The following is a 23,493-nucleotide window of genomic DNA, read 5'->3' on the forward strand; positions in this document are numbered from 1 at the left end:
CCCCGCGAGGGCCCGTCTCGCCTCAGCTCCGCTGCGCGGCGATCCGGGCCATCCACGCCTCGACGTCATCCGAGGTCCGCGGCAGCCCCGCCGACAGCATGCGGTTGCCGTCCTCCGTCACCAGGATGTCGTCCTCGATCCGGACGCCGATGCCCCGGTACTCCTCGGGCACGGTCAGGTCGTCCGGCTGGAAGTACAGGCCGGGCTCGACGGTGAGGCACATGCCGGGCTCCAGCGTGCCCGCCACATACGTCTCGGTGCGGGCCACGGCGCAGTCGTGCACGTCCAGGCCGAGCATGTGGCCGGTGCCGTGCAGCGTCCAGCGGCGCTGGAGCCCCAGCTCCAGAACGCGCTCGACCGGGCCCTCGACCAGGCCCCATTCGACGAGCTTGGTGGCCAGGACGCGCTGGGCGGCGTCGTGGAAGTCGCGGTACTTCGCGCCTGGCTTGACCGCCGCGATGCCCGCCTCCTGCGCCTCGTACACCGCGTCGTAGATCTTCCGCTGGAGCGGGGTGTAGCTGCCGCTGACCGGCAGGGTGCGGGTGACGTCCGCGGTGTAGAGGGTGGTGGTCTCGACCCCGGCGTCGAGGAGGAGCAGATCGCCGGAGCGGACCGGGCCGTCGTTGCGCACCCAGTGGAGGGTGGTGGCGTGCGGACCGGCGGCGCAGATCGAGCCGTAGCCGACGTCGTTCCCCTCGACGCGGGCGCGCAGGAAGAAGGTCCCCTCGATGTAGCGCTCGGAGGTCGCCTCCGCCTTGTCGAGGACCTTCACGACGTCCTCGAAGCCCCGCACGGTCGAGTCGACGGCCGCCTGGAGCTGGGCGATCTCGAAGTCGTCCTTGACCAGGCGCTGCTCGCTGAGGAAGACCCGCAGCTCCTCGTCGCGCTCGGCGGTGACCTTGTCGGTCAGCGCCGCCTCGATGCCCGCGTCATGGCCGCGTACGACGCGCACCGGGCCGGTCGCGGCGCCGAGCCGGTCGGCCAGCTCGCGCACGTCCTCGGCGGGCAGGCCCAGCAGCCGCTCGGCCTCGCCGAGGCTGTGCCGCCGCCCGACCCACAGCTCGCCCTGGCCGTCCAGCCAGAACTCGCCGTTCTCCCGGTTGGAGCGCGGCAGGAGGTACACCGTCGCCTTGTGGCCGCCGCCCGCGTCCGGCTCCAGCACCAGGACGCCGTTCTCGGTCTGGTCGCCGGTGAGGTACGCGTACTCGGTGGCGGCGCGGAAGCTGTACTCCGTGTCGTTGGAGCGGGTGCGGAGGTTGCCCGCGGGGACGACCAGGCGCTCGCCGGGGAAGCGCGCGGAGAGTGCGGCACGGCGGCGGGCGGTGTTCGGGGCCTGTTCGATGGGGCTCAGGTCGTGCAGCTCGGTGTCCGCCCAGCCGGACTTCATGTTCTCGGCAAGCTCGTCGGACACGCCCGGGTAGAGGCCGTTCTTCCGCTGCTTGATGGGCTGCCCTTCGGCCTCCGGGGTCTCCAGGGCGTCAGGAGTGGGCTCCTCGGTCACGTCATCCTCCTCGAACTGGACCTCTCCCATGGTAGATCCGGGGGTACGGCCCCCGGGAGACGTTTTAGGCGCCCCTGATCAGCACCCGATCGGCCGCTCGATGGCCGCTCGACGGCCGCCGCTCAGTCGAAGGGGGCGACCGCTCAGTCGAAGTGGGCGACGAGCAGCACGATGTCCTCCCCGCCGTCCTCCCCGCTCATCCCCGCCTCGCGGGTCTCGCCGGCCCCGCCGCTGTCGCCGGGGAACATCGCCAGCAGCACATGGTCCGCGAAGGCGTCCGGATCCGCGCGCACCGCCCTGGGGGCGCCCGCCGCGGCCGCGTGCAGCCGGGCGAAGGCCCGGTCCATCGGCTCACCGGTGCGGTGGAGCAGCCCGTCGCTGTAGAACAAAAGCGTTTCTCCGCAGGCGGGCTCGATCTCCACGCTCGGCGCCTCCCAGCAGGAGAGCATGCCCAGCGGCGCGGACAGCGTGGTCTCCACGAACTCCGTGCGCCGCTCCCCGGTGATCAGCGGCGGGCAGTGCCCCGCCCCGGCCAGCAGCACCCGGCGTGCCCCGGGCTCGCAGTAGGCGAACAGGGCGGTCGCGGAGCGGGCGGGCTCGGTGAGCCGCAGCAGCAGCTCCAGATCGGAGAGCACGGCGACCGGATCCTCGCCCTCCATCACGGCGTACGCGCGCAGCGAGGCCCGCAGCCGTCCCATCGCGACGATGGTGCCGGGCCCGGAACCGGTGACCGCGCCGACCGAGAGGCCGAGGGCGCCGTCCGGCAGCGGCAGCGCGTCGTACCAGTCCCCGCCGCCCCGCGGGCCGGGGCGGTGGCGGACGGCCAGGCGCACCCCGGGAAGCCGCGGCAGCCGGGTGGGCAGCAGCTCCTCCCGGACGGTCGCCACGGTCGCGCGGGCGCGGGCCAGCTCGATCAGCCGGGTGATGTGGGCGGCGGCATAACGGCAGTACAGGGCGACCAGGTGACGCTGGTGCTCCTCGGGCTCGGCCGGTTCGTCGTAGAGCCAGGCGACCGCGCCGAGACGCCCTGCGGGCACGCCCGCCATACCGGGTGCGTCGGCCGGGGCGGGGACCTGCGCGGCGCCCCGGCCCGCGCCCGGCGCCGTACGGTCGCCCGCGGCCGGGGACGCGTCCTCGGTGGCGGGCGCGGGGACGGCGGTGAGCCCGGGGGCCGGGCCGGAGCCGGGGAACGGGTCCAGCGGGACCGCGTAGCTGGCGGCGAAGCCGAGGCGGGCGGCGACCTCGCGGTGGCGTGGGTGGAGACCGGTCTCGCCCGCGATGTCGGGGTGGGTGACATCGGCGCGCCGCTTGCCGCCCGGCTCGGGCAGCCCGTCGAGGAGATGGCCGCCGGGCGCGGAGGTGCCCGGGATCGTCTCGATCTGGCCGAGGTCGGCGCGGCCGAGGCCGAGGCCGACGGTGGTCACCGGGCCCTGCCCGTCCGCCGGTTCGAGCGCGACCAGCCCGCGCTGCGCGCCCACGAGCGCGGCGCCCGCGCGCAGCAGCTCCCTCAGCGCCTCGTCGAGGGTGCTGGTGTGGACCAGCCGCTCGGTGAGTTCGTGCAGCGTCGTGAGATCCGACACCCACCCGGCGAGCCGGTCCTGAACACCGGGTTCGGGCGCGGCGAGGGGCTGTCCGATGGGATCGGCAGTTTGCGTGGGTGCGGGTAGGGAAGAATCGATTCCAGCCACTTTCGGCGGATGGGGCGAGTTCATGGACCGCTGCCTTCACCCGTCGCGCCCAGCTTGCTCAATAGCATCGCAAACCCCCTGTCATGCTGCGCCGCTACTGTGCCGCTACTGTCTCCAGATGTACACGCACGGGAGAGGCGATGTCCAGCATTGTCCCGGTGGTCTTGTTAGTGTCTGTGGGGAATTGAACTTGGCTGAAAAAAAGTCGTTACGCTGTCAATTTGAGGTCGACTGACGTCATTCGACAGCGCGTCGTCTCCATCGCGGCGGGTACACATTCGGAGAGGGCCTGGGGCAGATCGGACCGCCCCGGAACCCCGTGGCCGGTCCAGGCGTCATAGACCACAACGGCCGCGCCCCTCCCCGAATGGCGAGGAAACGCACCACCCAGGACGGCAAGCGCCATGCGCGCGCCACCCCTCGCCACGTTCCACGCTCGGCCCGCGGCGTGATGCGCTGCCTTGTACGCGCAGTGACTTGTGATCCACGTGCTGTGAGCGGCCGAACGACGCCCGGCAGCGCCACGTAGTGCCATGTGAAGTGCCATGTAGTGCGAACGGATACAGCCCTCGGCGTTAACGGAAAGGAACGAGCGCTCATGCGCGAGATCCTCGGAAGGCGACGCAAGTTCTCGCTGCGGCGCGGCGCACGCTCGCCGCAGCTCCGCGCGGCCCTCACCTGCGCCACCGAGTGGCAGTGGCCCGTCCTGCCGGGCATCGGCCTCCAATCAGGGGGCGGACGCATGCGGGTGTGCGGCTGTCCCGACCCGGACTGCGCGGTGCCGGGCGGCCACCCCTTCGACCCCGTTCTCCTCGCGGCCACCACGGATCCGCGCATGGTGCGCTGGTGGTGGACCAACCGCCCCGGTGCGCCGCTCCTCCTCGCCACCGGCGGCACGGCCCCGTGCGCGCTCAGCCTGCCCGCGGTCGCCGGGGCACGGGCGCTGGCCGCCTTCGACCGGGCGGGCGTCCGGCTCGGCCCGGTGGTCGCCACGCCCACCCGCTGGTCGCTGCTGGTGGCCCCGTACTCCCTCGAAGAGCTGGGGGACCTCCTCAACCGCCAGGACTGGGTGCCCAGCTCGCTGCGGTTCCACGGGGAGGGCGGCTATCTGGTGCTGCCGCCGTCGCAGACCGGGCTGGGCCGGGTGCGCTGGGAGCGCGCGCCGCAGCGCCGCCGCGGGCGGCCCTGGCTGCCGGAGGTGTCCACCGTGGTGGACGCGCTCGTCGAGGCGAGCAGCAGCGCGCCCGACGGGGGCAGCCGGCTCGCGTACTGACCGGACGTCCCTCGCACCATCCGATGCATCTGCACACGCGGCGCGGCCCACGGCCTCGCCGCGTGTCGTGCGTTCGGGTGATCTTCGGTGGCCCGGTGCTGACCGGCCCGGTGCCGGTCCGAGGCCCTGTCCGCGGCGGGGGCAACTCCCGCGCCGCCGCGGCCCGTTGGTCCGAACCGGGCACGTACGTTCCGGTACCGGACATGGAAGCGCCCGGTCGCTGGCGACGGGGGATGCACCAGCGACCGGGCTTTTAGAACCGTAACAAGAGATCGGCCCTAAGCAAATTCGATCGCGGATTTCCGGACGCGTATTTCCAGGGCGTAACCGCGAGTTGTGAGCAGCGTCACGCCTCCCGATCGCTCGGTCGACCCGCCGGGATGCTCAGCTGAGCGTCACCTGACGGTTGGTGAGACCGCCCCGGGCGCGGCGCTGTTCGGCGGTGAGCGGCTCGTCCGAGGCGAGGGCCTCGCCCAGCCGCTCCGCCAGCTCGGCGGCCGGCTTCTCGGTCTCCTCTGCGCCCATGCCGCGGGGCAGGTCCCACACCGGCACGGTGAGCCCGTGGGCCCGGAAAGAGCCCACCAGACGGGTGCCTTCGCCCAGTGCGGACACCCCCGCAGCGTGCAGCCGCGCGAGCGCGTCGAGCAGCTTCTCCTCCGGGTGGGGCATCACCCAGCGCAGGTGGTTCTTCTCCGGCGTCTCGCACCAGTAGGCGGCGTCCACACCGGTGAGCCGGGCGGTCGGGATCGCGGCGGCGTTGGCCCGTTCCAGGGACGCGGCGACCTCCCCGGTCGCGTTCGCGGCGTCCTCCAGCCAGAACTCGAACCCCTCGTGCAGGGTCGGCGTGAAAGCGCCGTTCGGGTCGAGCAGATCCTGGAGCCGCGGACCGTCGCCGGGTGCCCGCTGGGCCGACACCGGCGTGCCGGGCTCGGCGATCAGCGCGCGCCGCAGCGTGTCGGCCAGATCGCGGCTGAGGTCGCCGGAGGCCGTGTCGTTCTGGAGACCGAGCAGCACGGCGCCGCTGTCCCGGCGCAGCGCGGGCCAGGCCATCGGCAGCACGGTCGCGAGGGTGACCGACGGCACACCCTCGGGCAGCCCCTCGGCGAGGGTCAGCCGGACGGTCGCGGCGGGCACCAGCTCGCGCAGCGCCACCCAGTCGCATTCATTGGGGAGGCCCTCGAAGGGACGCTGCACCAGCTCGGTGACCGCGTGGGCGGCCTCCCGGCCGTGGCAGGCCTTGTAGCGGCGGCCCGAACCGCACGGGCAGGGCTCGCGCGCACCGACCACGGGGATGTCGCCCGTGGCGCCCCGTGGTCCTGCGGCCTTCGTCTGGGGGCGGCGCTTCTTGGCCATGGTGTGGCTGTCTCCCGATCGTGGCGGCTCAGGGCTTGTGCGTACGGCTCGGATGCGGCTCGAGCGTTCGCTCGTATCGCTACGGGCTCGTATCGGCACGTACGTCGTCGTACGGCTACGTACGGGCGGGAGCCTAGCCCTTCGGCCGAAGCTCGTCGGCCAGATGCGCCGCGTCGGTCACGCCAGCTCGTCCAGATCGGCGAAGCCCAGCTCGCGGTCGAAATCGGGATCGATGTTCGTGTCGATGTTCGTGTCGATATTCGCCACGAGACCCGCACCGGCGCCCGCGCCGCCGTTCGTACCGCTCTTCGCGCCGCCGTTCGTACGGAGACCGGGCTCCAGCTCAGCGCGCAGCTCCGCGCCGAGGCCGGTCGGCAGCATGACCCGGCCGGAGAATCCGGTGTCGGCCGGGAGGAGGGCCCAGACGGTGACCTCGCCCCTGCCGTCCCGTACGCCCCAGTCGTCCGCCAGGGACCTGATGATGTTCAGTCCGCGGCCACCGCGGGCCGTCACGGAAGGTTTGGCCGGAAGTGGCCTTGTGGGTCCACCGCCATCGGTGACTTCGACCGTCACCCGATCGTCTTCATCGACGCTCCACGCCGCGAGAACCGTCCCGCCGCCAGGGCCGGAGCGCCATGGGCTGCCATGCCGCCACGCATTGCTGAGTAGTTCCGAAAGGATCAACACTGCGTCGTCTATGACCGAATCCGATACCCCAGTCCTGCCCAAATCGCCGCGCATCCACTGTCTTGCCGCGCGGACGCCCACAGGACCATGGGGTACGGCCATGGTCGACGACGTCGGCACCTTCTGTGCCACCACCAACGCCACCCCCGAGACCTCCTTAGCCCCACGCCAGGGGATGGATGCCCCGATGGGCTGGAGCGGAAACCGGCCAAGTGGCATCGTGTGACGCACTCGTCACGATCGAATACGTAACGAACGCGCCGGTGCACGCCTTGTAATGCCCACTATGAGCGCCCGAGTTGGGACAGTACCTGTTTGGGGCGATTCGTGATCAGTGCGTCGACGCCCAACCGCACGCACAGCTCGACATCGGCCGGTTCGTCGACGGTCCACACGTGCACTCGGTGCCCCGCGCGCTGGAGCCGTGCCACGTACGTCGGGTGGTTGCGCACGATCCGGATGCTGGGCCCCGCGATCCGTACGCCCGGCGGGAGCTGCCCGTCCCGGTGGCGCGGCAGGACGAACTGCATCAGATAGACGGTGGGAACGGCGGGCGCCGCGATCCGCACCCGGTGCAGCGAGCGCGCCGAGAAACTCATCACGCGCACGGGCGGCGGCGCGCCGGGCGGCGGCGCGTCGAGTCCGTACCGGCGCAGCAGCTGGATCAGCCGGTCCTCGACCTGGCCCGCCCAGCGGGTGGGGTGCTTGGTCTCGACAGCCAGTTCGACGCGGCGTCCGGCGTCGGCGATCAGCCCCAGCAGCCGTTCGAGGGTGAGGACGGACGTACTGTCACGGCTCTTCCGGTCCGGTGCCTCCTTGTCGGTGGCCTGCCCCTTCCAGGAGCCGAAGTCGAGCGCCGCGAGATCGGCCAGCTCCAGCCCGGAGACGGCGCCGCGGCCGTTGGACGTGCGGTCGATGCGGCGGTCGTGGACGCAGACGAGGTGACCGTCGGCGGTCAGCCGGACATCGCATTCGAGGGCGTCGGCGCCGTCCTCGATCGCCCTCCGGTACGCGGCCAGGGTGTGCTCCGGTGCGTCCTCGGAGGCGCCGCGGTGGGCGACGACGGACACGGTGTGCGGACCCGGGCGGATGTCCCGGTCAGAACGCGCATAGGTCACCGCGTTATGGTGCCACCGCCCGGTGTCCATCGGTGGAAGGTTCCGCTTCCGGCCGTTGCCCGGAATGGCGGTAGGGCGAATTGTCCGGGATAAAGGGTGGTAGTCCACACGGCCGCCGCTCCTTACGGCGGTCTGACGCGCTGTGGGAAAAGCTGACAACGGTAATACGTACGCGTGGGCCGTCATGGAAAAACTGTCGTGCACCTGAGGAGACAGCTGTGAGCACCGAGAACGAGGGCGCTGCCGTACCGCCTGCGGCCGGGCCGCAACCGGCCCCTCCGGCGCCGCACCCGAACCCCGCGGTGCCCCCCGCGCCGGACTTCGAGCCCACCGCGGGCGAGAAGCCGGACGCGCCGAACGCGCGGCCGGAGGCGCCGGAAGTGCCGATAGGCTCCGCCCCGGACCAGACGGCGCCGGTCCAGATGGCGAAGGCGGACGACCCGGCGCCGTCCCCCGCCCCTCCGGCCCAGCCCCCGGCCCCCGCCCAGCCCCCGGCGGCGTTCGCGTCGACCGGTGCGGGCGACCCCGGCGGCACCCCCGGCTACGGCGCCCCCGGCTCCGGTACCGGGCAGTGGCCCGCCGACGGCGGACAGCCCGGCGGACCGGTCGGCCCCGGCGCCGGCGGCCCGGGCGGCGGCCCGTGGGGCACCGCTCCCGTACCGCCGCCGCCTCCCGGTACGCCGGAGCGCAAGCCCCGCGGACTCGTGGCCGCCGTCCTGGCCGCCGTGCTGGTCGCGGGCGGCATCGGCGGCGGCGTCGGCTTCTGGGCCGCCGACCGGGAGAACGACAGCGGCGACACCACCACCGTCTCCGCCGTCGGCAACCCGAAGGCCGAAAGCCGCGCCCCCGGTTCCGTGTCCAACATCGCGGGCAAGACGCTCCCCAGCGTCGTCACCATCGAGGCGCAGGGCAACAACGGTGAGGGCGGCACCGGTACCGGCTTCGTCTACGACAAGCAGGGCCACATCCTCACCAACAACCACGTCGTCGCCTCCGCCGCCGACAACGGCAAGCTCACCGCCACCTTCTCCAACGGCAAGCGGTACACCGCCGAGGTCGTCGGCAAGGCCCAGGGCTACGACGTGGCCGTCATCAAGCTGAAGAACGCCTCCGGCGCCAAGCTCGACCCGCTGCCGCTCGGCAACTCCGACAAGACCGTCGTCGGCGACGCCACGGTCGCCATCGGCGCCCCCTTCGGCCTCTCCGGCACCGTCACCACCGGCATCGTGAGCGCCAAGAACCGGCCGGTCGCCTCCAGCGACGGCGGCGGTGGCAACGCCTCCTACATGAGCGCCCTCCAGACCGACGCCTCCATCAACCCCGGCAACTCCGGCGGCCCGCTGCTCAACGCGGACGGCGGCGTCATCGGCATCAACTCGGCCATCCAGTCCGCGGGCAGCGGCAGCGGCCTCGGCGAGTCCCAGCAGTCCGGCAGCATCGGCCTCGGCTTCGCCATCCCGATCAACACGGCGAAGAACGTCGCCCAGCAGCTGATCAAGACCGGCCAGCCGGTCTACCCGGTGATCGAGGCCACGGTCAGCATGAAGGACAGCAGCGCGGGCGCCACCATCGCCGCCAACGGCGCCGGCGGCAGCCCCGCCGTCGTCCCCGGCGGCCCGGCCGCCAAGGCGGGCCTCAAGTCCGGCGACGTGATCACCAAGCTCGACGACACCGCCATCGACAGCGGCCCGACCCTGATCAGCGAGATCTGGACCCACAAGCCGGGCGACAAGGTCACCCTCACCTACAAGCGCGACGGCAAGACCTCAACGGTCGACGTGACCCTGGGGCAGCGCAAGGGAGACAGCTGACACGCTAGGCTGATCCCCGCGCCACCAAAGGTGGCGCGGGGAGGCTTGCCCGAGCGGCCTAAGGGAACGGTCTTGAAAACCGTCGTGGCAGCGATGTCACCGAGGGTTCAAATCCCTCAGCCTCCGCCGAGGTCAGCGAAGTAGCTGGTCAGAAGGGGGCCCCTGGTACGGGGCCCCCTTCTGCGTGTCCGCTGTCTCACCCTGTGCCGCCGGAATCCCGCCGTTGACCAGCGTTTGTGGACCAGGCGTGGACCAGTTTTCGGGCTCTCTGCTGCTGAAGCGGTCTACGGCTGTATCGGATAGGTCGAGTAGCTTTCTGCCCGCGCTTGAGGCGCGACTGGGATCGTTCTGCCGTCACCGATCACGGAGGGCTCATGACGATCCGCAAGTTCGCCCGGGTATGGAGCGTTCTGGCTCTGGGCGCTGCGATGCTCACGGCCGGAGCAGTTGTGCCCGCTTCCGCATCGGCTGCGGTATCCGCGCCAAGGCAGGTTTGGTCCCTGCCCCCGCAGCAGAGCATCCCAAACCTGGACGCTGGCGGGCCTGCCGGGACCGTCGTCTACCCTCCGGATGGGCAACGGCACAGGGGACCCAGCGATGTCAGCATCCAGGCGCCGCCCTATACCCGCATCACCGCCGTGGACCTGTCGTGCAGCGGGCAGGCGTGTCCAGTGAGCATCGCGGCCGATGGCAAGTCGGCCACGGGTCAGCTCACGGCGAGCAGTTGGGACTTCATCCGGCCGCTCACCGTCCACGTGGTTGCCGATGCCGACGCTCCGCTGGCCGGAGGAAACTTCAGCGGCACCTTCACTCTGGAGGGAACGACACAGCCGCTCACCGTGCACATCACCCCCGGCATCCAAGGCATCATTGCGGGCAGACTGCGGAACACCAGTCCTGCGGGCGGTGGCGTACGCGTACTTGCCGTCGACCCGGGCACCAACGCCGAAGCCGCCGGACTGCTGCCCGGTGATCTCATCACCGATGTCGCCGGAACACCCACCCCCACTGTCAACGACCTCGACGCGGTCCTGAGCGGCAAGCGATCAGGCGTCACCTACACCGTGACCGTCAAGCGGGGCGGCGCGCTCGTAACCCTCCAGATCCCCTTGGATCCGGAACCGTAAATTCCAAGGTCACAGCAAGGCGTTGCGTCAGAGTGACAAAGTGTGGCCCGCTCCCCGAAGGAACGGGCCACACTCGCTTCGTAGACGCTTGCTTCCTCCCGAGCCCTACCTCTCTTCGGCGTCCTCCTCCGCTGCCTCCAGCGCTTGCTGGATCTGCTCGTTCGAGCGTTGCTGATTGCGCTGGATCACCTTCGCGTAGAACCGGAACAGGACGGCGATGCTGTGTCCGGCCCGCCGGGCGACCTCGGTGGGAGGCACACCCGATTCGAGCCAGAGCGAGACGCCAGCGGACCTGGCCGAGTACGCCTTCTCGGCCAAGGGGGTCTTGAACTCTTTCGGGGACATCACGCTGAAGCGGGCAGCCTGCCAGATCTCGCCGTACTCCTTGGACAGCACGTGACCGCCACGGTGAGCCCGGAACAGCCGACCGTCCTCCGCCGTGCCGTACGTCTCGATGTGGTCCCTCAGCATGCGCACCAGCACAGGAGTATGGGCACGGTGCGGGTGGCCTTTCGGGCGCGCCGTTTAAGGCCCCTGGTGTCGAAGGACTCTCCGCTGTCCGTCCAGGACGAGCCGACCCGGGGAGTGCTGCCGGACAGCACCAGTTCGCCCCAGCCTTCCTCGGGGAGCTTGCAGGCTGACTCTCGCAAGTAGGTGATCTCGGCGGGGCGCATGGCCGCGTAGTACAGGCACCCGAAGAAGGCGCGCAGGCCTGGCGCTGCCTCAGAACAAGGTGTCCTGGCCAGGCGTCTCCGGCGTCTCTGGAATCTCCAGCGGCGGCACCTCTTCGCCTCGCCACTTCGCATCAAGGTGTTTGCGCCAACCCTGCGGCGGTGGCCACGGCACGCCCCACTCGGCGAGTTGCTTCTTCGTCCAGCCGCCCTTCGGCGTCTGTGCGGCGGCGACTTCGTCAGGAGAGGGCACGTACGTCGACATGGGGCAATGCCTGCCCACGCGGCTGCCCCGGGTACGCATGTGAAGGCCGACACAATACGTTCACTGCGTTGGCGTGAGTGTGGACAGTAAGTACTCAGGCCGCGAGGCCGTCGTCTTCGGCTGGCTCGTCCTGAGCCATCAGGCCGGCCACCCACAAGGGCATTAGCCAGTGCACTGCAAGGACCGCGATGAGCGCCGGTGCCGCATACGCCGTGGGAGCCTCGTCAGCCGCCGCACCCGTGATCAACAGGCCAGCGGCGGTTGCGGCAAGGAGCAGGGTCATAGCCCGGTGGGCGCGGGCCTGCACCCGAAGGCGTTCCGCTGATTGCCGCTCGTCCAGCGCTCGTTCGCGCAGTTCGAGCAGACCACGGGTAGCGGCATTGATCACTCCGGTCGCGACCATCCATGGCAGCAGCAGTACCGCCATGACGATGAGGGCCCAGATCGGTTCCCCCTCCGCGAGGTAGAAGTAGGCCATGAGTCCGCCGATGGCCGCGGTCAGCATCAGATGCGCGGAGACGGCCAGGCGCCGACGCGCGGCTGTGGCGTACAGCGGCCGTCCCCTGCGGTCGTTCATCAGCCGCAGCATGCTGCGGTCGTAGCGCGTCAGTGCCGTCGTCATGACCTTTTCCTCCCGTAGATCTCATCCGTGAGTGGCCGGAACGGTTCGAGCGAGAACAGCGCCTCAACTGGCAGCTCGAAGAACTTCGCGATCTTCAGCGCCAGGTCGAGGCTCGGGTTGTACTGTCCTCGCTCGATGTAGCCGATGGTCTGGTAATGCGCCCCCACCACCTCGGCCAGGCGCTGCCGCGACACCTTCCGTTCAGCGCGCACCATGGCCAGTCGGTTGTGCACCTGCTCACTCATGTATAAGGAGTACTACATTTCGTCTGAGAGCTGCAACCATCGACGGCGCTCCCTGAGGGGGGCGCCGTCGGGTCACCTCTGCGCTCAGCCAGGCCAACTAAGCGCTCAGGGGCCGACCGGAGCGCTCCATCACATCTGTTGTCGAAGGTTGAGCGCGTCATCGATCAGTTGGTTCGCCCGGTGCTGCTGGCCCCGCAGCTGCTTCGCGTAGAACTTCCAGAGGACGGCGATGCTGTGCTCGGCCCGCCGGGCGACCTCCACCGGATCCACGCCCGCCTTGATCCACAGCGAGATGCCCGCGTGCCGCGCCGCGTACGGCACCTCGGCGAGCGGCGTATGGACCTCGGCGGCGGGAAGAGCCTCGCGCCGGGCCTCGTGCCAGACCTCCGTGTACTCCGTCGAGCGCACTCGACCACCCCGCACGGCACGGAAGAGCCGTCCATCCGGGGCGGTCCCGTACGCGTCCAGGTGCCGACGCAGCAGCTTCACGAGCACGGGCGGGATGGGTACCGGCCGGGTCGTCTTCCGGGCCTGTCGCTTCAGCCCGCGCACTTCGTACGACTTGCCGTCGTCCGACCACCCGGCCCCGACTTCCGGTCGGCTCCCCGCGAGGATCAGTTCGCCCCAACCTGACTCCGGCAGCTTGCAGTCCCGCTTCGTCAGCGCGGCCGCCTCGGAGGGACGCATCCCCGCGTAGTACAGGCACCCGAAGAACGCGTGAAGGTGCTCCCCGCGCGGCCCCTGGGCCCTCACGGCCTCCAGCAGCTCCCGCATCAGCTCCGGGCCGGGAACGTAGCGGAAGTCCACCTCGTCGTCCGTCTCCGGAGGGTCCCAGTCGATCCGGCTCAGCGGGTTGACGGTGAGCAGGCCCCGTTCGACCGCGTAGCGCAGGGCGTTACTCAGGACGGTGCGCATGCGCCGGAACGTGTTGTCCGCCGATGCCGTGCCGTCCAGCTTGGTGGAGAGGGCACGAAGAGCCCGGCGGATCCGATCCGAGTCGTCCATGTCCACGACCTTGATGGAGTGCTTCGCCACCCACGCCAGCGCGACCGCGACCTCCTCCGGCGGGTCCTCCACGTCCTTCCGGGCCGCGAACTCGCCCTCGTCGTCGCGGACGCACTGGAAGGCCCACACGCGCAGCGCCAGGCGCAGGACCTCGGGATCCGGCGAACCCTTCTTCGGCCCGGAGACCAGCACAGGCATCATGTTGGTCAGCGCCTCGGCGATCCCGGTGTGGCCCCGGCGTCTGATGAGCCGCCTGCCTCCACTTGAAAGTCGCTGGCGGATCCAAACCCGCCGTAGCTACAGTCCCAGACTGTCCGCACAAGGGGTCCGGAGGTTCCAGGTGAGGCGCAACGGTCAGGTGCTCGTCTTCGACGCAGACGACACGCTGTGGGAGAACAACGTGTTGTTCGAGCGCGTCATCGAGGACTTCCTTGCCTGGCTGGAGCATCCCACCCTCGACAAGCGGCAACTGCGCGTCATCCTCGACGACATCCAGTCGGCGAATGCCGTCACGCACGGCTACGGCACCCAGATGCTCCTGCGCAGCCTCGCCGACTGCGTCGAGCGACTGCGTAGCCGACCGGCCACGGCTCAAGAACTCGACGAGATCCGTGAACTGGCTGCTGCGCTGATCGATTACCAGGTGGAGCTGATCCCAGGAGTCGCAGACACGCTCGCGGCGCTCAGCGATCGTCACGAGCTCCTGTTGCTCACGAAAGGCGACCAGGCCGAGCAACAGCGCAAGATTGACGCCTCCCAACTCGCGCACCAGTTCAAGGCAGTCGGCATCGTCCCCGAGAAGAACGACGAGACCTATCACCGGTTCATCAACGCACACGCACTCGACCCCGCCACCAGCTGGATGATCGGCAACTCGCCGAAGTCGGACATCCTTCCAGCGCGAGCGGCGGGGATGAACGCCGTCTTCATACCCAATGACCACACCTGGGTCCTGGAGCACAGCGAACTCGACCCTGACGACGACCGGGTACTGCGGCTGCGGACCTTCCGTGAGCTGCTGGACCACTTCTGAGGGACCGGCAAGGAGAGCTAGCCACATGAACAGCACACCTCCTGAACGTCCCCGCGACCGGGCGCTGACGGTACCCACCGTCTCCTGCGTCTTCGTCTGCCACGACAATGCGGGACGTATCCTGCTGGCTCGTCGCAGTGCAGGGGCGCGAGACGAGCCGGGCACGTGGGATACCGGAGCCGGTGCCCTTGAACATGGCGAGTCGTTCGAGGAAGCCGTCATGCGCGAGGTCCGTGAGGAGTACGCGGCGAACGCCCTCGCCATCGAGACCATCGGTGTTCGCAACATCCTGCGCGGCACCCCTGTCTCCCACTGGGTCGCGGTGGTCTTCGCTGTCGAAGTAGACCCCGCCCAGGTCGCCATCGGCGAGCCCCACAAGTTCAACGCGCTCGACTGGTTCACCCCGGGCCAACTACCTCAACCACAGCATTCGCAGCTAGCGGACACCCTCGCCCTCTTCCACGGTCGCAAGCTCGCCTCCGGCAGTAACTGAAACGGCAGGCCATCAGCGGTGCTGCCAGGATTTCGCGGCGGCGACGAAATGGGCCGTACCCTGGAAACGAGCAGGCGCCACCCCACCCGTCATGGGTGAAGTGGCGCCCTGGTGCGCTACCCGGCCCGGCTGGCCTATTCGTCGGCCGCCTCCAGAGTGATATGCCAGCAGACCTGGCCGAGTACGCCTTCTCCGCGACGGCCTCAGGTAATTCGCGGACTCCGTCGCTCGATGAGGACGACGTCGCGCCATACGTCGTGGTGGCGGCCGATGCGTTCGCGGGTGCCGATGACGCGGAAGCCCGCGCGCTGGTGCAGGCCGAGGCTGGTGGCGTTCTCGGGGAAGATGCCGGATTGGATGGTCCAGATGCCTGCCGCTTCCGTGGAGGCGATCAACGCGTTCAGAAGCGCAAGCCCGACCCCTCGATTGCGCGCGGCGGGGTGAACGTAGACGGAGTGTTCGACAACGCCTGCATACGCACAGCGGTCGGACACCTTCGTGGCGGCGACCCAGCCGAGCACGCGCCCGTCGTGGTCCAGCGCGATGTGTCGGTGGCCTGGGAGCTTGGTCGCATCGAACGCTTCCCAACGGGGCGCGGCAGTCTCGAAGGTGGCGTTGCCCTCGTCGATGCCGAGCTGGTAGATCGCTAGGACCTCATCGGCGTGCTCGGCCGTCAGACCGGTGATGCGGATTGTGTCGGTGCGGAGGGTCACCCGCGGCCTCCATCGGTGAGTTCGCCGACGAGGCTCTGAACGCGGCTCCGGATCTCGTCGCGGATCGGACGTACCGCGGCAACACCTTGCCCGGCCGGGTCGTTGAGCTTCCAGTCCCGGTACGTCTTGCCGGGGAAGTACGGGCAGGCGTCGCCGCAGCCCATGGTGATGACGACGTCCGACGCCTGCACCGCTTCCGTGGTCAGCACCTTGGGGATCTCTGCGGCGATGTCGATGCCGACTTCCGCCATCGCTTCCACCACGGCGGGGTTGACGTGTTCGGCGGGGGCCGAACCGGCGGAGCGGACTTCGACGCGGTCGCCCGCGAGGTGGGTGAGGAAGGCGGCGGCCATCTGGGAGCGGCCCGCGTTGTGGACGCAGACGAACAGCACGGACGGCCGCGGGGAGTCAGACACGGGCGGGGCCTTCCTGGGCGGGCGTGCGTTCGGCGGCTACGGCGGATGACGGGGGGAAGTAGCGGCGGGCGGCCAGGGCCACGTAGACGAGGCCGATCAGGACGGGGACTTCGATGAGCGGGCCGACGACTCCGGCGAGGGCCTGGCCGGAGGAGGCGCCGAAGGTCGCGATGGCGACGGCGATGGCGAGTTCGAAGTTGTTGCCCGCGGCGGTGAACGCCAGCGTGGTGGCGCGGGGGTAGTCCAGGCCCGCGGCCTTGCCCAGCGCCATGGACCCGGCCCACATGACGGCGAAGTAGACCAGCAGCGGTACCGAGATCCGGGCCACGTCGATCGGCCGCGAGGTGATCGCGTCGCCTTGCAGGGCGAACAGGACGACGATCGTGAACAGCAGCCCGTACAGGGCGAATGGCCCGATGCGCGGGATGAGCGTCGTCTCGTACCAGGCCTGACCCTTGGCCTTCTCGCCGAGGCGCCGGGTGAGGAACCCGGCCACCAGCGGGATGCCGAGGAAGATCAGGACGCTGCGGGCGATCTCCCACACGCTGATGGCGAGGCCGGTCTGTTCCAGGCCGAGCCAGCCGGGCAGCACGGTGAGGTAGAACCAGCCGAGCGCGGAGAAGGCGATCACCTGGAACACGGAGTTGAGGGCGACGAGGACGGCGGCGGCTTCCCGGTCGCCGCAGGCCAGGTCGTTCCAGATGATGACCATGGCGATGCAGCGGGCCAGGCCGACGATGATCAGGCCCGTCCGGTACTCCGGCAGGTCCGGCAGGAGGAGCCAGGCGAGGGCGAACATGAGCGCCGGGCCGAGGACCCAGTTGAGGACGAGCGAGGGGATCAGCAGGCGCCGGTCCCGGGTGACCGTGTCGAGGCGGTCGTAGCGGACCTTGGCCAGCACCGGATACATCATCACCAGCAGGCCAAGCGCGATCGGCAGGGAGACGCCGGTGACGGTCACCTTCGCCATGGCGTCGCCCAGACCCGGAACGAGCCGTCCCAGGCCGAGTCCGGCGGCCATCGCAAGCAGGATCCACACCGCGAGGAACCGGTCCACGAACGACAGACGCGCGGCAACCGGCGCGGTCGTGGCCTCAGTGGTCATCAGGCGCCGTCCGCCGTCCCGGCGGGCTCGGGCAGCGGCTGCCCGGCGGGACGGGTGAGGATTCCGGCGAGCCGGTCGGTCATCTCCGGCAGCAGCCAGTAGTAGACCCACGTGCCCCGGCGCTCGCAGTCGATCAGCCCGGCCTGCCGCAGCAGCTTCAGGTGATGGGAGATCGTCGGCTGGGAGAGGTCGAAGGCGGGGGTGAGGTCGCAGACGCAGACCTCGCCCCCGGCCCGCGAGGCGATCATCGACAGCAGCCGCAGCCGGATCGGGTCGCCCAGCGCCTTGAACACCTTCGCCAGCTCGACGGACTGCGCCTCGTCGAGCGGGGCGGTCAGCAGGCCGGGGCAGCAGCCGTCGACGTCGTCCTGACCGAGCACCGCAAGCTCTTGTTTCGACATTCTTCTATGTTGACGTTCTTCGATCCAAGGCGCAAGCTTACATTGAAGGAGATCGATACAGCCCGACGGGAGGCCGCCATGCCCCGCGCGCAGCTTGCCTTGAACGTGCCCGACCTCGACGCCTCAGTGGCGTTCTACTCCAAGCTCTTCGGCGTCGAGCCGGCCAAGCGCCGCCCCGGCTACGCCAACTTCGCGATCACCGAGCCGCCGCTGAAGCTCGTCCTGATCGAAGGCGAAGCAGACCAGGAAACCCGTCTGGATCATCTCGGCGTCGAGGTCGATTCCACCGACCAGGTCGACGCCGCCACCGACCGCCTCAAGGGCGCCGGACTCGCCACGTTCGAGGAGAACGACACGTCCTGCTGCTACGCCCTCCAGGACAAGGTCTGGGTCCACGGCCCCGGTAAGGAACCCTGGGAGGTCTACGTCGTCAAGGGCGACGGCGACCAGATGGGCAAGAGCGCGGCCACCGATGCCGGCGACACGTGCTGCACGGACCAACCCGCTTCGGAGGGCACCGTAGCCGCAGCAGGCTGCGCGTGCGGCTCCTGAGCCGCAGCGAGGCCGTCGGCTTGCGCGGGCCGCGCGCCCGAACGCCGGCCACCCGTACGGTGGTCACAGGACGCTGCTGTGGCTGATCGAGACCGCAGGCGGCTATGACGTCGCCCTGCCGTGACGGGCGGTCGAAAACGGGTCAGGCGGTCGCGATCTCCTTGATCGTCTCCGCGACCAGCCCGGCCTGCACGTCGCGGCCGGTGCGGTTCGGGTGGACGAACCACGGCAGTCGCAGGCCGAGGAAGCGCACCTCGGACGGCTCCAGCATCGCGCCGACGCCCCGCTGCTCGCCGCTGCACGCGGTGTGGGCGCCGGATTGGTGATAGACGTCGACGAAGGAGGCACCCACGGCCTGTGCCTCGCGCCGCATCAGGTCGTTGAGGGGTTCCTGGACCTCCTTGTCCAGGAACTTCAGGGCGTCCTCGTCGATGTCGGCGAGTGGCTTCTCGGTGCCGCCCGGGACGGGTTCGAGGCACGCAGAGGTGTCCTCGGGCACGATCCTGGGGTAGCCCACCAGCACGGTGTCCGCGCCCGGGGACGCCTGGTGGATCTCGTTGAACATCCGGCGCAGATCCTCCCTCACCGTCCGGAACCGTTCGTCGAGCCAGTCGGCCCCGGCTCCGTCCCGGAGGAAGTCACGGCATTCGGAGGCAGGTGAGTCCTCGTCCACCGGGTCGGCGGGCAGCAGCGCCCCCTCGCTGCCCCGCAGCCGCTCGGAGCACTGCTTCATGATGCGGGCGAAGCCGACCGTGTTGCCGCCGAGGCTGCCCACCACGAGCTGGGTGTCCGGGCGAAGGGCGTCCTTCTGCGGTTCGGCGGCGCCTTGCAGGAGTTCCTGCGGCTCCCATACGTGGTGGATCTGCGCGCTGCCACAGGACACATCCGCCTGGACGTCGAGGGCGACGCCCTCCTCGGCCAGTTCGTCCACAGCCACCCTGGGGTAGTTGTCATCGGCCCGGAAGCACAGGGCGGGGGCGGTGCCAACGGGGCTGATGCCGAAGTTGGCGGTGTAGGAGTCGCCGATGAACACGGTGCGGACGGCCGCCGCCGAAGGTGCGGCGGAGGAGGGGGCGCCGACGGCCGGGGCCGCGGTGGACAGACACGTTCCCAGCGCTACGAGCGCGGAGACAACAACGGACCTTCGCATAGGGGCCTCTTTCCGAGGTGCCCGACAGGGGCATGGGCTGGTGACGCGGCGCATTGAATCCGCCGCGGCTCGCGTCGCCCTAGAGCCGGTGACCGCGGCCGCCACCTTCTGATGTGCGAGGCCGGGTGGGGTATCCCGTTGGCGCTGTCCGTCAGGAGGTCAGAAGGGGTGCCCCTGGTACGGGGGCACCCCTTCTGCATGTCCGCTGTTGACGTCAGGGGATGGAGACGCTGGCGCCGAACTCGAACATGCGGGACTGGTTCGGCCCGACCTGATCGATCTGACGTCCCTGACAGTTGGGAAGACCGAAGACGGTGGCGGCCTGGTTGGTGTTGTTCACCACCAACATGGGCCAGATGTTCGTCGTGTAACAGCCACTCGGGTTGGTGTGCGGGATCAGGCCGACGGTCAAGGTGCCCTCGGCGGCCGCGGCCGACCCTGCTGACGACAGGGCGAGGGCCACTGCACCCATCGCCGACGCCGCCACAAGTCCGATACGACGCATCGTTGCCTCCTGCTCAGACACGATCCGGAGGAGACGCCGACCGCCTCCTGACCCATTGCTAGCGACTGCTACTTGACGGGCACTCACGGCTCGCGTGAGCGCTGTCAGGGGTCGAAGGCGGCTTCCGGGCCACAATCGTCCTGTGGATCAGGGCATAGCGGCCATGGCGGTAGGGGCATTCGGATTGATCGGCGCGGCGGTAGGGGGCTTTGCGGCAGCGTGGGGTGCTCGCGTAGGAGCGGAACGGACCGCGCGCGCCATGCAGCAACAGGTACGGGGCCAGGCTGAAGCCGAACACGGGCACTGGCTTCGGCAACAACGGCTCGCGGCGTACGAAGGGTTCATGGCCGCGTTCGACAGCTTCGCGCGGACGGCCACGTCCAGCCGTCAAGCCTGCGAAGCGCGGCGGGCACGGGTGGATCGTTCCCGGTCCGCCCGGCGCGCCGACCTCGTCCAGTGCGTCCTGTCCGCCGCCGAAGTCGACGCCATCGGCGACCAGGTGCGTGCTCTGGGAGAGCAAGCGGCCCGTATCTCGGTCGTGGGGCCGGTGTCAGTGGGCGAGTGCGCCGCGCGGCTGACGACGTCCGCGGGCGTCGAGCACGCGCGGTATGCCAGCCAGCGTCAGCGTGCCGTGGATGAGTCGATGTCTCTGGACGACCTCGTGCAAGCCGTCGAGACGCTGCCCGGGGAGGGCGAGGTCAGCGCGCAGGTCGAGGAGAACAGGCAGTTCCTGGCCGCGGTCCGGCAGGTGCTCAACTCTCCGCCCGCCCTGGACCCGACGGCCTAGCCGGGTCTCGGGCGAGGGCGGTGCTTCGTACGCACCAAGCGGGTGGGGCCCGAAGTCCGGACGGCCGACGTCCGGAAGGTCGAAGTCCGGACGGCGGCAGAAGTCCGGACGGCGGCAGAAGTCCGGAAGCCCCACCCGCTCGGCGGCGGAGGCGTCGGTGTCAGGCGCCCCGGGTGCCGAAGTAGTGGCCCTGGTCGAGGTCGTCGATGAGGCCGGGGCCGGTCGGGTGCCAGTCCAGCAGGTCGCGGGTCAGGGCGTTGGAGGCCGCGACGTCGGCGGCGAGGAAGCGGCTCAGCCAGCCGAAGTGCGCGTGCGCCTCCTCGGCGGGTATGGAGACCACCGGCAGGTCGAGGTGACGGCCGATCACCTCCGCGATGGTGCGCAGCGGTACGCCCTCTTCGGCGGTGCCGTGCAGCACCGATCCCGCCGGGGCCGTCTCCACGGCCAGCCGGAGCAGCCGCGCGGCATCGAGGCGGTGGACCGCGGGCCAGCGGTTGGAGCCGTCGCCGATGTAGCCGGAGACGCCCTTCTCGCGGGCGATGTCGATCAGCCTCGGGACGAAGCCATGGTCGCCCTCGTCGTGGACGGAGGCGGCGAGACGCACGATGGACGAGCGGACGCCGCGTTCGGCGAGGCCCAGTGCCGCTTGTGCGCTGGCCTCCCGGGGGCCCGCGGTCGAGAGGTCGGGCCGGTCCCGCTCGGTCGCGATCCGTCCCGGGGCGATTCCGAGCAGGCCGGAGGCGATGACGAGGGGGCGATCGGTCCCCTCCAGCGCGGCGCCGAAGGTCTCGATGGCGCGCAGATCGGCCTTGACGGCGCCCTCGTAGTCCGAGAAGTCGTGGATGAAGGCGAGGTGTACGACTCCGTCGGCCGCGGCGGCGCCCGCGTGCAGGCTGTCGGGATCGTCGAGGGCGCCGCGGTGCACCTCGGCGCCGGCTGCGGCGATGGCCTCGGCCGAGGCGTTCGAGCGGGCGAGTCCGATGACCTGGTGGCCCGCGCGGAGGAGTTCGGGAACGACGGCAGAGCCGATGAAGCCGGAGGCGCCGGTGACGAATAAACGCATCAGTGAGATCTCCAGGGGGAGGCCCGCCCTGGCACGCGTAGCTTCCGTCCAGGGACAAGGCGATGTCAGTCGCTGTCATCGACAGCGTAGCACTGCGATGTCAGTCACTGTCATCACGTAGGATCGCGGTCATGGGTCGATGGGAGCCGGGCGCGCGTGAGCGACTTGAACGGGCGGCATTGGAGCTCTACGTCGAGAGAGGGTTCGAGCAGGCGACGGTTGCGGAGATCACCAACCGGGCGGGCCTCACGGAACGGACGTTCTTCCGCCACTTCGCCGACAAGCGCGAAGTGCTCTTCTCGGGCCAGGCCGAGATGCTCGAAATCTGCGTGAACGCCATCGTCGGCGCGCCCGAAGCCGTGGCTCCCCTCGACGCGGTGGCCGAGGCCCTGCGAGCCGTCTCCGCCCCGCTGGAGGAGCGCCGCGAACGATCCCAACGACGCCAGACCGTGATCGCCGCGAACGCCGCTCTTCAGGAACGCGAGTTGCTGAAGCTCGCCTCGCTCGCTTCCGCGGTGGCCGACGCGCTACGGCGACGTGGTGTCACGGAGCCGACGGCGAGTCTGTGCGCCGAGGCCGGGCTCGCGATCTTCAAGGTCGCGTACGAGCGCTGGATCGGCGAGCCGGGCGGGCGGACGCTGGCCGACGTCATCCAGGACTCCCTCGACCATCTCAAGGCCGCGACCGCAGGCTGAGGGGTGCCCTGCCCGGCTGGTCATGCGACCGGCGGAAGGGTGCGGCCCGTGCTGCCGGTGGCGCTACGGGCCGCGGACGCGACCGTGGCCTCCGCTTCGCGCCGCGTCAGGCCGGTGTGGAGCGCGGCCTCGATGAGGGCCGGGGCCAGTTCGTCGCCCGCGCCCGCCTCGTACGCCCGGCAGGCGGCCCAGAACAGCCGGTCGTTGCGCCGACCCTCCTGGGATTCGCGGACGAACCGTACGAGGGCGGCGTCGCGCCCCGGAGCTCCGACGGCACTCGGGCGGGCCGTCGCCCGCTCCGGCGGCGTACGCACCGGTGGCTGCACCAGGCTGAGCAGCTCGGGTGGTACGGGGGCGGGGTGCCAGGCGGGGGAGCCGGGCGCCAGGCGGTAGCGGCCGCGTGAGGTGGCCGAGCCGGGGCCGACGAGGTAGCCGCCCGTACCGCGGATGTCGATGCCGGGGGCGATCCGGCCCGCGGAGTTGGGGACGCCGAGCCCGGGCGGCCCGCACAGCCACAGGTGGCGCCCGCCGCCGGGGGTGAGCACGGTGACAGTGTGGGGGACGGCGAAGGCGTACCGGCGGGCCAGCCGTGCGAGCGCGGCGGCGCCGTCGACGCGCGGTTCGTGCTTGAGGTCGAGGTCGACGCCGATGAGGTGGTGCGGGGCGCAGCCGCAGGCGATGCCGTAGCCGGTGGCCCAGGGAGCGGCGGCGAACAGTGCCCGGATCGCCTCCGGGTCGGCGGACGCGTCGTGGACGCCGTGGCCGAGCCGCCCGCAGGCGCCGCGGCAGGGCAGGGGTACGGGGTCGTGGTGGTGAGGGGAGCGCACGGCGGGCAGCTTCGCGCGGGTGAGTGGGATGACGCGGAAGCCATGGGCCGCGGCGTCGAGAGCGTGGGCGAGTGCGGTGTTCGCCATGTCCCCATTTTCGGACAAGCGTGCGGCGGCTGGCCAGGTCCGCGTCCGGCCGGTACGCGGCGGGCAGCGCGGCCATGACCTTCCGTAGCGCGGAGCCGATGGCACTGCCGAGCCCCAGATCGGCGTAGGCGCGGTCGGAGAGCAGCACGAACAGGGCGCGGGCCTCGTCGGCGGTCAGCCCCGTCACATCCGTACGGAAGCCGGGCAGCAGGGCGATGCCGCCGTGCGGACCGCGCACGGTGTAGACGGGCACGCCCGCCGCGGACAGCGCCTCCACGTCACGCATGACCGTGCGGACCG

Annotated in this window: 26 protein-coding genes, 1 tRNA gene and 1 pseudogene; 9 read left to right on the forward strand and 19 right to left on the reverse strand. The window is 70.5% G+C overall.

Translation table 11 applies throughout. The annotated features are described in order from the left end of the window. Positions 1–22: 22 nt before the first annotated feature. Positions 23–1,531: an aminopeptidase P family protein gene (locus SSOG_RS22680; RefSeq protein ID WP_050799926.1), complete on the reverse strand. Its 1,509-nt coding sequence runs from the start codon at positions 1,529–1,531 to the stop codon at positions 23–25. 113 nt (positions 1,532–1,644) lie between these two features. Next, positions 1,645–3,213, reverse strand: coding sequence for a PP2C family protein-serine/threonine phosphatase (locus SSOG_RS22685; RefSeq protein ID WP_078510370.1), 1,569 nt, complete (start codon positions 3,211–3,213; stop codon positions 1,645–1,647). A gap of 574 nt (positions 3,214–3,787) precedes the next feature. On the opposite strand from SSOG_RS22685, the gene SSOG_RS22690 reads away from it, so the two are divergent. Further along, positions 3,788–4,462, forward strand: a complete 675-nt coding sequence (locus SSOG_RS22690) for a bifunctional DNA primase/polymerase (protein WP_039938412.1) — start codon at positions 3,788–3,790, stop codon at positions 4,460–4,462. 384 nt (positions 4,463–4,846) lie between these two features. On the opposite strand, the gene SSOG_RS22695 is transcribed toward SSOG_RS22690, so the two are convergent. From SSOG_RS22695 to SSOG_RS22705, 3 genes are all read right to left on the reverse strand, one after another. After that, the gene (locus SSOG_RS22695; protein WP_009716581.1) at positions 4,847–5,815 is read right to left on the reverse strand and encodes a DUF5926 family protein; all 969 of its coding nucleotides are present in this window, start codon (positions 5,813–5,815) and stop codon (positions 4,847–4,849) included. A 177-nt stretch (positions 5,816–5,992) separates the two neighbouring features. Continuing rightward, entirely contained in the window at positions 5,993–6,721 is a 729-nt protein-coding gene (locus SSOG_RS22700; RefSeq protein ID WP_009716582.1) for an ATP-binding protein, read from the reverse strand. Positions 6,722–6,786: 65 nt separating this feature from the next. Beyond that, positions 6,787–7,620: a glycerophosphodiester phosphodiesterase gene (locus tag SSOG_RS22705; RefSeq protein ID WP_245606348.1), complete on the reverse strand. Its 834-nt coding sequence runs from the start codon at positions 7,618–7,620 to the stop codon at positions 6,787–6,789. 218 nt (positions 7,621–7,838) lie between these two features. Here SSOG_RS22705 and SSOG_RS22710 point away from each other — a divergent pair, with 218 nt between their 5' ends. The 3 genes from SSOG_RS22710 (at position 7,839) to SSOG_RS22720 (ending at position 10,558) form a co-directional block, all read left to right on the forward strand. Further along, complete coding sequence (locus SSOG_RS22710) at positions 7,839–9,431, forward strand: S1C family serine protease (protein WP_039938415.1); 1,593 nt, start codon at positions 7,839–7,841, stop codon at positions 9,429–9,431. Between the two features lie 39 nt (positions 9,432–9,470). Beyond that, positions 9,471–9,557, forward strand: a tRNA-Ser gene (locus SSOG_RS22715). A 248-nt stretch (positions 9,558–9,805) separates the two neighbouring features. Continuing rightward, positions 9,806–10,558 carry a PDZ domain-containing protein gene (locus SSOG_RS22720; protein ID WP_009716585.1) on the forward strand — a complete coding sequence of 251 codons (753 nt, stop codon included), beginning with the start codon at positions 9,806–9,808 and terminating at the stop codon, positions 10,556–10,558. Between the two features lie 105 nt (positions 10,559–10,663). On the opposite strand, the gene SSOG_RS22725 is transcribed toward SSOG_RS22720, so the two are convergent. The 5 genes from SSOG_RS22725 to SSOG_RS22740 all read right to left on the reverse strand — a co-directional run bounded on the left by SSOG_RS22725 (position 10,664) and on the right by SSOG_RS22740 (position 13,567). Next, positions 10,664–11,029, reverse strand: a complete 366-nt coding sequence (locus SSOG_RS22725; protein WP_245606349.1) for a site-specific integrase — start codon at positions 11,027–11,029, stop codon at positions 10,664–10,666. Positions 11,030–11,281: 252 nt separating this feature from the next. Further along, on the reverse strand, positions 11,282–11,494 hold the full coding sequence (locus SSOG_RS48740; RefSeq protein ID WP_106516438.1) for a hypothetical protein: 213 nt from the start codon (positions 11,492–11,494) through the stop codon (positions 11,282–11,284). A gap of 94 nt (positions 11,495–11,588) precedes the next feature. Next, entirely contained in the window at positions 11,589–12,116 is a 528-nt protein-coding gene (locus SSOG_RS22730; RefSeq protein ID WP_009716588.1) for a hypothetical protein, read from the reverse strand. Continuing rightward, entirely contained in the window at positions 12,113–12,361 is a 249-nt protein-coding gene (locus SSOG_RS22735; RefSeq protein WP_009716589.1) for a helix-turn-helix transcriptional regulator, read from the reverse strand. The genes SSOG_RS22730 and SSOG_RS22735 overlap by 4 nt, the downstream gene beginning before the upstream one ends. Positions 12,362–12,490: 129 nt before the next feature. Next, positions 12,491–13,567, reverse strand: a complete 1,077-nt coding sequence (locus SSOG_RS22740; RefSeq protein ID WP_110092152.1) for a tyrosine-type recombinase/integrase — start codon at positions 13,565–13,567, stop codon at positions 12,491–12,493. A 139-nt stretch (positions 13,568–13,706) separates the two neighbouring features. On the opposite strand from SSOG_RS22740, the gene SSOG_RS22745 reads away from it, so the two are divergent. Continuing rightward, positions 13,707–14,399: an HAD family hydrolase gene (locus SSOG_RS22745; protein ID WP_009716591.1), complete on the forward strand. Its 693-nt coding sequence runs from the start codon at positions 13,707–13,709 to the stop codon at positions 14,397–14,399. A gap of 25 nt (positions 14,400–14,424) precedes the next feature. Continuing rightward, the gene (locus SSOG_RS22750; RefSeq protein WP_009716592.1) at positions 14,425–14,892 is read left to right on the forward strand and encodes an NUDIX domain-containing protein; all 468 of its coding nucleotides are present in this window, start codon (positions 14,425–14,427) and stop codon (positions 14,890–14,892) included. 203 nt (positions 14,893–15,095) lie between these two features. Here the strand turns inward: SSOG_RS22750 and SSOG_RS22755 are convergent, their stop codons facing one another. From SSOG_RS22755 to SSOG_RS22770, 4 genes are read right to left on the reverse strand one after another with little or no spacing between them, the layout of a single operon-like run. Beyond that, on the reverse strand, positions 15,096–15,605 hold the full coding sequence (locus SSOG_RS22755; RefSeq protein ID WP_009716593.1) for a GNAT family N-acetyltransferase: 510 nt from the start codon (positions 15,603–15,605) through the stop codon (positions 15,096–15,098). Further along, the gene (locus SSOG_RS22760; RefSeq protein ID WP_039938417.1) at positions 15,602–16,021 is read right to left on the reverse strand and encodes an arsenate reductase ArsC; all 420 of its coding nucleotides are present in this window, start codon (positions 16,019–16,021) and stop codon (positions 15,602–15,604) included. Before SSOG_RS22760 ends, SSOG_RS22755 begins: the two co-directional genes overlap by 4 nt. Next, entirely contained in the window at positions 16,014–17,126 is a 1,113-nt protein-coding gene (gene arsB / locus SSOG_RS22765) for an ACR3 family arsenite efflux transporter (RefSeq protein WP_009716594.1), read from the reverse strand. The genes SSOG_RS22760 and arsB overlap by 8 nt, the downstream gene beginning before the upstream one ends. Then, positions 17,126–17,527: an ArsR/SmtB family transcription factor gene (locus tag SSOG_RS22770; RefSeq protein WP_009716595.1), complete on the reverse strand. Its 402-nt coding sequence runs from the start codon at positions 17,525–17,527 to the stop codon at positions 17,126–17,128. The genes arsB and SSOG_RS22770 overlap by 1 nt, the downstream gene beginning before the upstream one ends. Before the next feature lie 78 nt (positions 17,528–17,605). On the opposite strand from SSOG_RS22770, the gene SSOG_RS22775 reads away from it, so the two are divergent. Next, positions 17,606–18,079: an ArsI/CadI family heavy metal resistance metalloenzyme gene (locus SSOG_RS22775; RefSeq protein ID WP_009716596.1), complete on the forward strand. Its 474-nt coding sequence runs from the start codon at positions 17,606–17,608 to the stop codon at positions 18,077–18,079. Positions 18,080–18,221: 142 nt separating this feature from the next. On the opposite strand, the gene SSOG_RS22780 is transcribed toward SSOG_RS22775, so the two are convergent. Both SSOG_RS22780 and SSOG_RS22785 read right to left on the reverse strand, forming a co-directional pair. Beyond that, positions 18,222–19,229, reverse strand: coding sequence for an SGNH/GDSL hydrolase family protein (locus tag SSOG_RS22780; RefSeq protein WP_009716597.1), 1,008 nt, complete (start codon positions 19,227–19,229; stop codon positions 18,222–18,224). A gap of 214 nt (positions 19,230–19,443) precedes the next feature. Continuing rightward, positions 19,444–19,755 carry a hypothetical protein gene (locus tag SSOG_RS22785; protein ID WP_009716598.1) on the reverse strand — a complete coding sequence of 104 codons (312 nt, stop codon included), beginning with the start codon at positions 19,753–19,755 and terminating at the stop codon, positions 19,444–19,446. 238 nt (positions 19,756–19,993) lie between these two features. On the opposite strand from SSOG_RS22785, the gene SSOG_RS22790 reads away from it, so the two are divergent. Continuing rightward, complete coding sequence (locus tag SSOG_RS22790) at positions 19,994–20,521, forward strand: hypothetical protein (protein WP_009716599.1); 528 nt, start codon at positions 19,994–19,996, stop codon at positions 20,519–20,521. A gap of 160 nt (positions 20,522–20,681) precedes the next feature. Here SSOG_RS22790 and SSOG_RS22795 read toward each other — a convergent pair whose 3' ends face one another. Further along, positions 20,682–21,584 (reverse strand): SDR family oxidoreductase, encoded by a 903-nt coding sequence (locus SSOG_RS22795; protein WP_009716600.1) that lies wholly within the window; start codon positions 21,582–21,584, stop codon positions 20,682–20,684. 131 nt (positions 21,585–21,715) lie between these two features. On the opposite strand from SSOG_RS22795, the gene SSOG_RS22800 reads away from it, so the two are divergent. Further along, positions 21,716–22,279 carry a TetR family transcriptional regulator gene (locus SSOG_RS22800; protein WP_039938420.1) on the forward strand — a complete coding sequence of 188 codons (564 nt, stop codon included), beginning with the start codon at positions 21,716–21,718 and terminating at the stop codon, positions 22,277–22,279. 20 nt (positions 22,280–22,299) lie between these two features. Here SSOG_RS22800 and SSOG_RS22805 read toward each other — a convergent pair whose 3' ends face one another. After that, on the reverse strand, positions 22,300–23,193 hold the full coding sequence (locus SSOG_RS22805) for a bifunctional DNA primase/polymerase (protein ID WP_039938422.1): 894 nt from the start codon (positions 23,191–23,193) through the stop codon (positions 22,300–22,302). Between the two features lie 13 nt (positions 23,194–23,206). Beyond that, positions 23,207–23,493, reverse strand: a pseudogene (locus tag SSOG_RS56210) (helix-turn-helix transcriptional regulator); the annotation flags it as partial.

Source organism: Streptomyces himastatinicus ATCC 53653 (assembly GCF_000158915.1).
Classification (GTDB): domain Bacteria; phylum Actinomycetota; class Actinomycetes; order Streptomycetales; family Streptomycetaceae; genus Streptomyces; species Streptomyces himastatinicus.

Bases quoted from the DNA above. Each gene is read 5' to 3' on its own strand.
- SSOG_RS22735 (WP_009716589.1), bottom strand. From the start codon at position 12,361: ATGAGTGAGCAGGTGCACAACCGACTGGCCATGGTGCGCGCTGAACGG.
- SSOG_RS22680 (WP_050799926.1), bottom strand. From the start codon at position 1,531: ATGGGAGAGGTCCAGTTCGAGGAGGATGACGTGACCGAGGAGCCCACT.
- SSOG_RS22720 (WP_009716585.1), top strand. From the start codon at position 9,806: ATGACGATCCGCAAGTTCGCCCGGGTATGGAGCGTTCTGGCTCTGGGC.
- SSOG_RS22795 (WP_009716600.1), bottom strand. From the start codon at position 21,584: ATGCGTTTATTCGTCACCGGCGCCTCCGGCTTCATCGGCTCTGCCGTC.
- SSOG_RS22775 (WP_009716596.1), top strand. From the start codon at position 17,606: ATGCCCCGCGCGCAGCTTGCCTTGAACGTGCCCGACCTCGACGCCTCA.
- SSOG_RS22690 (WP_039938412.1), top strand. From the start codon at position 3,788: ATGCGCGAGATCCTCGGAAGGCGACGCAAGTTCTCGCTGCGGCGCGGC.
- SSOG_RS22770 (WP_009716595.1), bottom strand. From the start codon at position 17,527: ATGTCGAAACAAGAGCTTGCGGTGCTCGGTCAGGACGACGTCGACGGC.
- SSOG_RS22700 (WP_009716582.1), bottom strand. From the start codon at position 6,721: ATGCCACTTGGCCGGTTTCCGCTCCAGCCCATCGGGGCATCCATCCCC.
- SSOG_RS22730 (WP_009716588.1), bottom strand. From the start codon at position 12,116: ATGACGACGGCACTGACGCGCTACGACCGCAGCATGCTGCGGCTGATG.
- SSOG_RS22780 (WP_009716597.1), bottom strand. From the start codon at position 19,229: ATGCGAAGGTCCGTTGTTGTCTCCGCGCTCGTAGCGCTGGGAACGTGT.
- SSOG_RS22805 (WP_039938422.1), bottom strand. From the start codon at position 23,193: ATGGCGAACACCGCACTCGCCCACGCTCTCGACGCCGCGGCCCATGGC.
- SSOG_RS22790 (WP_009716599.1), top strand. From the start codon at position 19,994: ATGCAGCAACAGGTACGGGGCCAGGCTGAAGCCGAACACGGGCACTGG.
- SSOG_RS22750 (WP_009716592.1), top strand. From the start codon at position 14,425: ATGAACAGCACACCTCCTGAACGTCCCCGCGACCGGGCGCTGACGGTA.
- SSOG_RS22685 (WP_078510370.1), bottom strand. From the start codon at position 3,213: ATGAACTCGCCCCATCCGCCGAAAGTGGCTGGAATCGATTCTTCCCTA.
- SSOG_RS48740 (WP_106516438.1), bottom strand. From the start codon at position 11,494: ATGTCGACGTACGTGCCCTCTCCTGACGAAGTCGCCGCCGCACAGACG.
- SSOG_RS22725 (WP_245606349.1), bottom strand. From the start codon at position 11,029: ATGCTGAGGGACCACATCGAGACGTACGGCACGGCGGAGGACGGTCGG.
- arsB (WP_009716594.1), bottom strand. From the start codon at position 17,126: ATGACCACTGAGGCCACGACCGCGCCGGTTGCCGCGCGTCTGTCGTTC.
- SSOG_RS22800 (WP_039938420.1), top strand. From the start codon at position 21,716: ATGGGTCGATGGGAGCCGGGCGCGCGTGAGCGACTTGAACGGGCGGCA.
- SSOG_RS22695 (WP_009716581.1), bottom strand. From the start codon at position 5,815: ATGGCCAAGAAGCGCCGCCCCCAGACGAAGGCCGCAGGACCACGGGGC.
- SSOG_RS22740 (WP_110092152.1), bottom strand. From the start codon at position 13,567: ATGATGCCTGTGCTGGTCTCCGGGCCGAAGAAGGGTTCGCCGGATCCC.